The organism is Xenorhabdus koppenhoeferi (assembly GCF_900116635.1).
Taxonomy (GTDB): Bacteria; Pseudomonadota; Gammaproteobacteria; order Enterobacterales; family Enterobacteriaceae; genus Xenorhabdus; species Xenorhabdus koppenhoeferi.
This window is the reverse complement of the sequence record NZ_FPBJ01000038.1, coordinates 23,456-29,515: the sequence shown is the minus strand read 5'-3', so window position 1 is coordinate 29,515 and position 6,060 is coordinate 23,456. Positions and strand designations below refer to the sequence as shown.

The following is a 6,060-nucleotide window of genomic DNA, read 5'->3' as shown; positions in this document are numbered from 1 at the left end:
CCGCTGACGAACACGCTCGTCAGGTATTTGGCGAGCGTATCCGCCATCATGAGCAGGCGGGCAAACAGATTGTTTATCTGGATGAAAGCGGCTTTGAGCAGTCCATGCCACGTACGCATGGCTATTCGTTAAAAGGGTCCCGCTGTTTTGGTTTACATGACTGGCAGCACAAAGGCCGCATTAATGCCATTGGTGCTATCATTAAAAATACCTTTGTGACCTTAAGTTTGTTTGCCGGAACCATTAATGCGAATGTGTTTCATGCCTGGCTGACACAAGATTTGTTGCCGAAGCTCCCTAAGGGGACAGTGATTGTGATGGATAATGCCCCTTTCCATAAACGCGGTGACACGCGAAAAGCGATAACCGATCACGGATGCCAGTTAGAATGGCTTCCGCCTTACAGCCCAGATTTAAATCCTATCGAAAACAAATGGGCTGAAACAAAAACAACAAGAAGACGAGAAAGATGCTCTATTGATGAGCTGTTTACAGAGCATGTGACTTATGTCTGATTATATTGATTCTGCTATATATACACAATGGATCTCAAGTTGCATCTCGACGGCAAGAGAGCAAATCCCCGGGAGCATAGATAATTATGTGACCGGGGTGAGCGAGCGCAGCCAACAAAGAGGCAGTTTGAAAGACGAAGTGTATAGAGTTGCTGTAAGTTACCTTTTAACAGCGCAGCACGTGCTGCTTTCGGATCAATCACATGTGGATTGGAAAAACACAGTAAACGCAAGCAGGGGTTACACTTTTGAAGTGCAGACTGGTTAATTAAATGATGGGTTTGCTCGTTATAACTCAAATGCAGGGAAACGCTATCACACTCATTAAACAATTGCTTTTGCGAGACAAAGTGCAAACCATATTGTTGTTCTAATTGTGGCTTCCTACTTCGGCTGGTGTAAGTCAGTTGGCGAGCCCCCAGTGCGTACAGCTTCTCTACTAGGGCTTGACCTATATGTCCCATACCGAATATCCCTGTACACTGCTCGTGTAAGGTTTTCCAAGCTTGTTGCGGCCAATTGCTGCCTTCTCGAACGTGGTCTGCAGCAAATTTAGGGAAATGCTTAAAAGCGGTGTCATCAATATATTCTGGACCACCCAAAATATAGTCAGTAACACAGAAACCTTGAGCTAAAATAGCAGATTTACTGAGCGGCTGAGGCAGCTCAATAATTCTTGCGTACTTTTCTCCATATCGATAATATTGGCCTTTAGTTAAACTACACCCCGTCAGCAATAAGGTGGGATTGTGAGTACTTTTCATCAACTTTTATTCCAAATACGCAGCAGGCTGTGTCGTTTAAAACTTGCGCTTGGTGACAGTCTTTGCTGGTGCTTTACGTTTAACTCAATTGTGTAGCCGAATAGTGCTTGTAAACGGTATTTGAAATCGGATAACAATTTCTCTTGGTGAGCATTATTGGGGGAGCCAGTATATTGCAGTTCAACATGCGCCGGACCTTGTTGAATCAGCCTATATTCGTGTATACCCGATTTCTCATCAGTTAGCACATCGTCACAAATCGCTAGCAGCGATGCGCTGGTTAAGTATTGACCGTTAGAGGTTTGAAAAGCGTCGTCGCGTCGTCCGTGCAACGTTGACAGACGGCGAAAACTTTGCCCGCAAGAACAAGGTGTATTATCGAAACTAGCTAAGTCCCGATGATCATAGCGAATTAATGGCATGAGAAAATTACCCAAATCGCTCGCTACTACACGTCCTAGCCCTTGGCTATCTGGATCCAATATCTCTAGATATACCCCATCTTCCACGACGTGATAACTGCCATGTAGGCATTCAGTGGCCATTAAACCAATTTCTTCTGAACTGTATTCATCCAATACTGGCACGCCAAATAGGCGACTGAAGCGCTGACGTTCGGATGGACTGCTCATTTCCGAGCTACTCTCTTGCAACATGAGCGCGGCCATTTGCAAGAGAGGTGTATCTGCTTGCGAAGGTTCGTTCAATTTTGCCAAGCGGCGGATTGCCGCCAGGCCACCATCATGAGACTGGGTGTCATACACAGCCCCCATTTTTCCCTGTGTCATGTGCTATCCTCACCTAACAATCAGGTTAATTGTGCTATGCTGCCGCGTGCGGATTTTGTTTCGCTTCCAGCAAAAGTGGTAATACCAAGCTGGCATCGCTTTCTATCAACATTCTTTAGCACGCGTAGCATAAGTCTGCTTTTGCCCCATTTGTAAAGCCACTTCATAAAAATACGTATGCCAAAAATGGCGTTTACCCTGCTGTTGCGCGTTAAGCCAGACTTTTTTTAGCAAAGCACCCAACTTGTCAAAAGCTTGCATTGGTACTAATGTGTCAGTCACTCGCGCAAAATCCTTTTCCAAATAGGCCACATCGTCTTGTTCAAACAATATGATAAAATTTGGGGTCGTGTATTTAATGTGTTGAAAGCTATGATTACAGTACAACTTTACCATTAAAGTTGTACTGCAATTTATATGCATTTATCAGCATTGAATGCATACAATGAAATTCACAATACACACTTTGAATACGTAACCAAATTTTGCTATAAACTCAATCTGAATGAAGACTATTCTAATTGAATGAAGACTATTCTAATTAAATCAAGAAATAGGCTAGACTGCTATATAGAACATATTTCCATATATTAGGAATGAGTCAATCCTTGTGAAATATAGAGTTTTATTGTCTGTAAATAAATTAATTCTGTTACTTACGCTTTACTAAAATTAATTTGTGAGTACTCCTTTAAGAGTTTCAGTTTTCTACTTGTCCCCATAATCGCTGATGTACCTGGATGCTATAAAACATCAATGCAAGATATAATTCTCTTCCAGCCCACCTTCAAAGATTGAGTGCAATAAATATTAAGATAAGTAGTCTACGTATAAAGAATAAAAATGTCAATTTATGTAAATAAAATTAATTATCAATATCTTATATTTAATATAATAACATTATAAATTATAAAAAAATTAATTATTTGTATTTGATTATAATAAGAGTGATATAGTTACACTTCCTATATTAGAAAATTGAATCTCTGATGGATCTCTGAAAAAATAATTAGCCTATTGCCGGATTTAAAAATAATGTGATTCATTGCACGTTTTTTGGTTAACTTCTCAAATCAGGTTGACGGCAAACACGGGGTTTGAGGTTCTGTCGCATTAGTGGAACATCAGGTAAACTTCACGCTTTTTCAGTGAATCCAGAACATGTCCCTAATCCGAAAAGCTTTCAAACGACTGCATTACCCGATTGATATTATCGCTCAATGTGTTCGCTGGTATTTGGCCTATGCGCTGAGCCTGCGTAATATCGAGTAAATGATCGCGGAACGTGGAATTGACGTGGATCACTCCACACTTTCCCGCTGGGTTCATCGTTTGGTTCCCCTTATCGTCAAATGCTATAAACGGAGCAAACCGGCCGTCGGTGGCGAATGGACGAGACCTATATTAAAGTGAAAAGTCAGTGGAAATACCTTTACCGGGCAGTGGATTCTGACGGTAATACCGTGGAATTTCTGCTGACCGATCATCGAGATAATAAGGCTGCCCTGCGTTTCTTTAAAAAAGCCATGAGGCAACACGGTCAGCCAGAAGTGGTGATGCTCGATAAAAGTGGGGCCAATAAAGCAGCAGTGGATGAATTAAATCAAGGAAAGTCAACGGACGAAGCCATTATTATCCGACAAAATAACTATCTCAATAACCTGATTGAACAGGATCATCCTTGTGTCAAAAGACGAACCCGCCCTATTGAAGTGAACCCCTAATTGTTGGGAGTCCAACTTTCGGGGTTCCCTTCAATAGGTGGCTTTTTTTGATCTAAAGACAAACAAAAACAATAATTGAAATGAGATTCATTTTTATTTACTATTCTAGGATAACGCTTGTTGCATAAGCATGATTATTTTTATTTAGGCATGCTTATTTAATTAGTCTAAGCAGTTATCAAGTATATAAATAGTTAGAAGAGTGCTTCCATGTATGTCTGTCTCTGCAATGCGATAAGTGACAAAACGATACGTGATGCTGTGCATCAGCGACATGTTCGTTCTATCAGGGAATTAAGAAACTTTGTTCCTATAGGAAGTGATTGTGGGAAATGTATACGGCAAGCTCGTGAGATAATAAATGAGGAGATAGCCTTACTATCTCCAATGAATAATGTTGCTTAAATAGAAAACAATTTACTTGCAATTACTCTGCTAAATTAGTACTACATTATAGTAACTGGAAGCGGAGGAACTTGTTATGAAAGGTGATAAAAAAATAATTGTACATCTGAACAAACTTCTTGGTAATGAACTTGTCGCTATTAATCAGTACTTTCTTCATGCCCGGATGTTTAAAAATTGGGGATTAATGCGTTTAAATGAGGTTGAATATCACGAATCTATTGATGAGATGAAGCACGCTGATAAATTTATTGAGCGTATTCTCTTTTTAGAAGGTGTGCCAAACCTACAGGACTTGGGGAAACTTAATATCGGAGAAGATGTAGGAGAAATGCTGCAATCGGATCTGGAATTAGAATTACGTGGTGCGAAGGATCTCAGGGAAGCAATCGCATATGCTGATTCAGTCCATGATTATGTCAGCAGGGATTTGATGATAGAGGTACTCGCTGATGAAGAAAATCACATAGATTGGCTGGAAACTCAACTTGAACTCATTACTCGAATTGGAATACAGAATTATATTCAATCTCAGCTCACTGAAGAATAATAGCCATATTTTTGCCGCCCTATAATTCGATGTATATAGGGCGCTTTTCTTCTATATCCCTTCTTTTTTCTCTCTTCAATAAGTCCTTTTTTGAATAGATTTCATTCTTAATCTTGCTTTGTGAGTAAATTCACGTATAATACGCGGGATTACCTACATAGTAGGGCTGATTTATAATCAGTAATGTGTGGTGAATGCCACCATTTAAAATACTCCCGATATGGGGGTTACACATTGAACGATTACACTCCCCCGTCAATCGGAATGGGTTCGAGGAGTAATTATTTACGTTTATAAAATAGTTGGAGCTCTGGTCTCATGCAGAACCAAAGAATCCGTATCCGCCTGAAAGCATTTGATCATCGTTTGATTGATCAATCAACTGCAGAAATCGTAGAGACCGCTAAGCGCACTGGTGCGCAGGTTCGTGGTCCGATCCCGCTGCCGACTCGTAAAGAGCGTTTTACTGTTCTGATCTCTCCGCATGTTAACAAAGATGCGCGTGATCAATACGAAATTCGCACTCACAAACGTCTGGTTGACATCGTTGAGCCAACCGAGAAAACCGTTGATGCTCTGATGCGTCTGGATCTGGCTGCCGGTGTAGACGTGCAGATCAGCCTGGGTTAATCAGGTCATTGAACGATTGAACGATTGAGAGGTTGAAACAATGATTGGTTTAGTCGGTAAAAAAGTGGGTATGACTCGCATCTTCACTGAAGATGGCGTTTCAATTCCTGTAACTGTTATCGAAATCGAAAATAACCGTGTAACTCAAGTTAAAAGCAAAGAGACTGACGGTTATAGTGCAATTCAGGTAACTACTGGTAGCAAAAAAGCTAACCGTGTTAATAAATCTGAAGCAGGTCATTTCGCTAAAGCTGGTGTTGAAGCTGGCCGTATCCTGCGTGAATTCCGTCTGTCAGAAGGCAATACAGAGTTCACTGTAGGTCAAAGTATTAGCGTTGAAATTTTCGCTGACGTTAAAAACGTCGACGTTACTGGTACATCTAAAGGTAAAGGTTTCGCTGGTACTGTTAAGCGCTGGAACTTCCGTACTCAAGATGCTACCCATGGTAACTCCTTGTCTCACCGTGTCCCGGGTTCTATCGGTCAGAACCAGACTCCGGGTAAGGTATTTAAAGGCAAGAAAATGGCAGGCCAACTGGGTAATGAACGTGTAACCGTTCAGAGCTTAGATGTAGTACGTGTTGACGCTGAGCGTAACCTGCTGCTGGTCAAAGGTGCTGTTCCAGGTGCAACGAACAGTAACCTGATCGTAAAACCGGCTGTCAAGGCGTAACGTCGAGGAGA

8 protein-coding genes and 1 pseudogene are annotated in these 6,060 nt (G+C 41.2%); 6 read left to right on the top strand and 3 right to left on the bottom strand.

From position 1 onward, the window contains the following. Positions 1–515, top strand: a 515-nt coding sequence (locus BM329_RS11790) for an IS630 family transposase (protein ID WP_245759041.1), incomplete at its 5' end; no start/stop codon positions are given. Positions 516–529: 14 nt separating this feature from the next. Here the strand turns inward: BM329_RS11790 and BM329_RS11785 are convergent. The 3 genes from BM329_RS11785 to BM329_RS14745 all read right to left on the bottom strand — a co-directional run bounded on the left by BM329_RS11785 (position 530) and on the right by BM329_RS14745 (position 2,370). Then, positions 530–1,279, bottom strand: coding sequence for an NAD(P)-dependent oxidoreductase (locus BM329_RS11785; RefSeq protein ID WP_092553321.1), 750 nt, complete (start codon positions 1,277–1,279; stop codon positions 530–532). Next, a complete protein-coding gene (locus tag BM329_RS11780; protein ID WP_092553318.1) occupies positions 1,279–2,067 on the bottom strand; it encodes a phenylacetate--CoA ligase family protein in 789 nt (262 codons plus the stop codon). The genes BM329_RS11785 and BM329_RS11780 overlap by 1 nt, the downstream gene beginning before the upstream one ends. A 105-nt stretch (positions 2,068–2,172) precedes the next feature. Beyond that, the gene (locus tag BM329_RS14745) at positions 2,173–2,370 is read right to left on the bottom strand and encodes a hypothetical protein (protein WP_218153270.1); all 198 of its coding nucleotides are present in this window, start codon (positions 2,368–2,370) and stop codon (positions 2,173–2,175) included. 858 nt (positions 2,371–3,228) lie between these two features. Here BM329_RS14745 and BM329_RS11770 point away from each other — a divergent pair. The 5 genes and pseudogenes from BM329_RS11770 to rplC form a co-directional block, all read left to right on the top strand. Beyond that, a pseudogene (locus BM329_RS11770) lies at positions 3,229–3,770 on the top strand (IS6 family transposase); the annotation flags it as partial. Positions 3,771–4,001: 231 nt separating this feature from the next. After that, the gene (gene bfd / locus BM329_RS11765) at positions 4,002–4,196 is read left to right on the top strand and encodes a bacterioferritin-associated ferredoxin (protein WP_092553312.1); all 195 of its coding nucleotides are present in this window, start codon (positions 4,002–4,004) and stop codon (positions 4,194–4,196) included. Positions 4,197–4,272: 76 nt separating this feature from the next. Continuing rightward, complete coding sequence (gene bfr, locus BM329_RS11760) at positions 4,273–4,746, top strand: bacterioferritin (RefSeq protein ID WP_092553309.1); 474 nt, start codon at positions 4,273–4,275, stop codon at positions 4,744–4,746. Positions 4,747–5,064: 318 nt separating this feature from the next. After that, positions 5,065–5,376 carry a 30S ribosomal protein S10 gene (gene rpsJ, locus BM329_RS11755; protein WP_001181005.1) on the top strand — a complete coding sequence of 104 codons (312 nt, stop codon included), beginning with the start codon at positions 5,065–5,067 and terminating at the stop codon, positions 5,374–5,376. A gap of 40 nt (positions 5,377–5,416) precedes the next feature. Then, positions 5,417–6,049: a 50S ribosomal protein L3 gene (gene rplC / locus BM329_RS11750; RefSeq protein WP_092553307.1), complete on the top strand. Its 633-nt coding sequence runs from the start codon at positions 5,417–5,419 to the stop codon at positions 6,047–6,049. Positions 6,050–6,060: the final 11 nt, after the last annotated feature.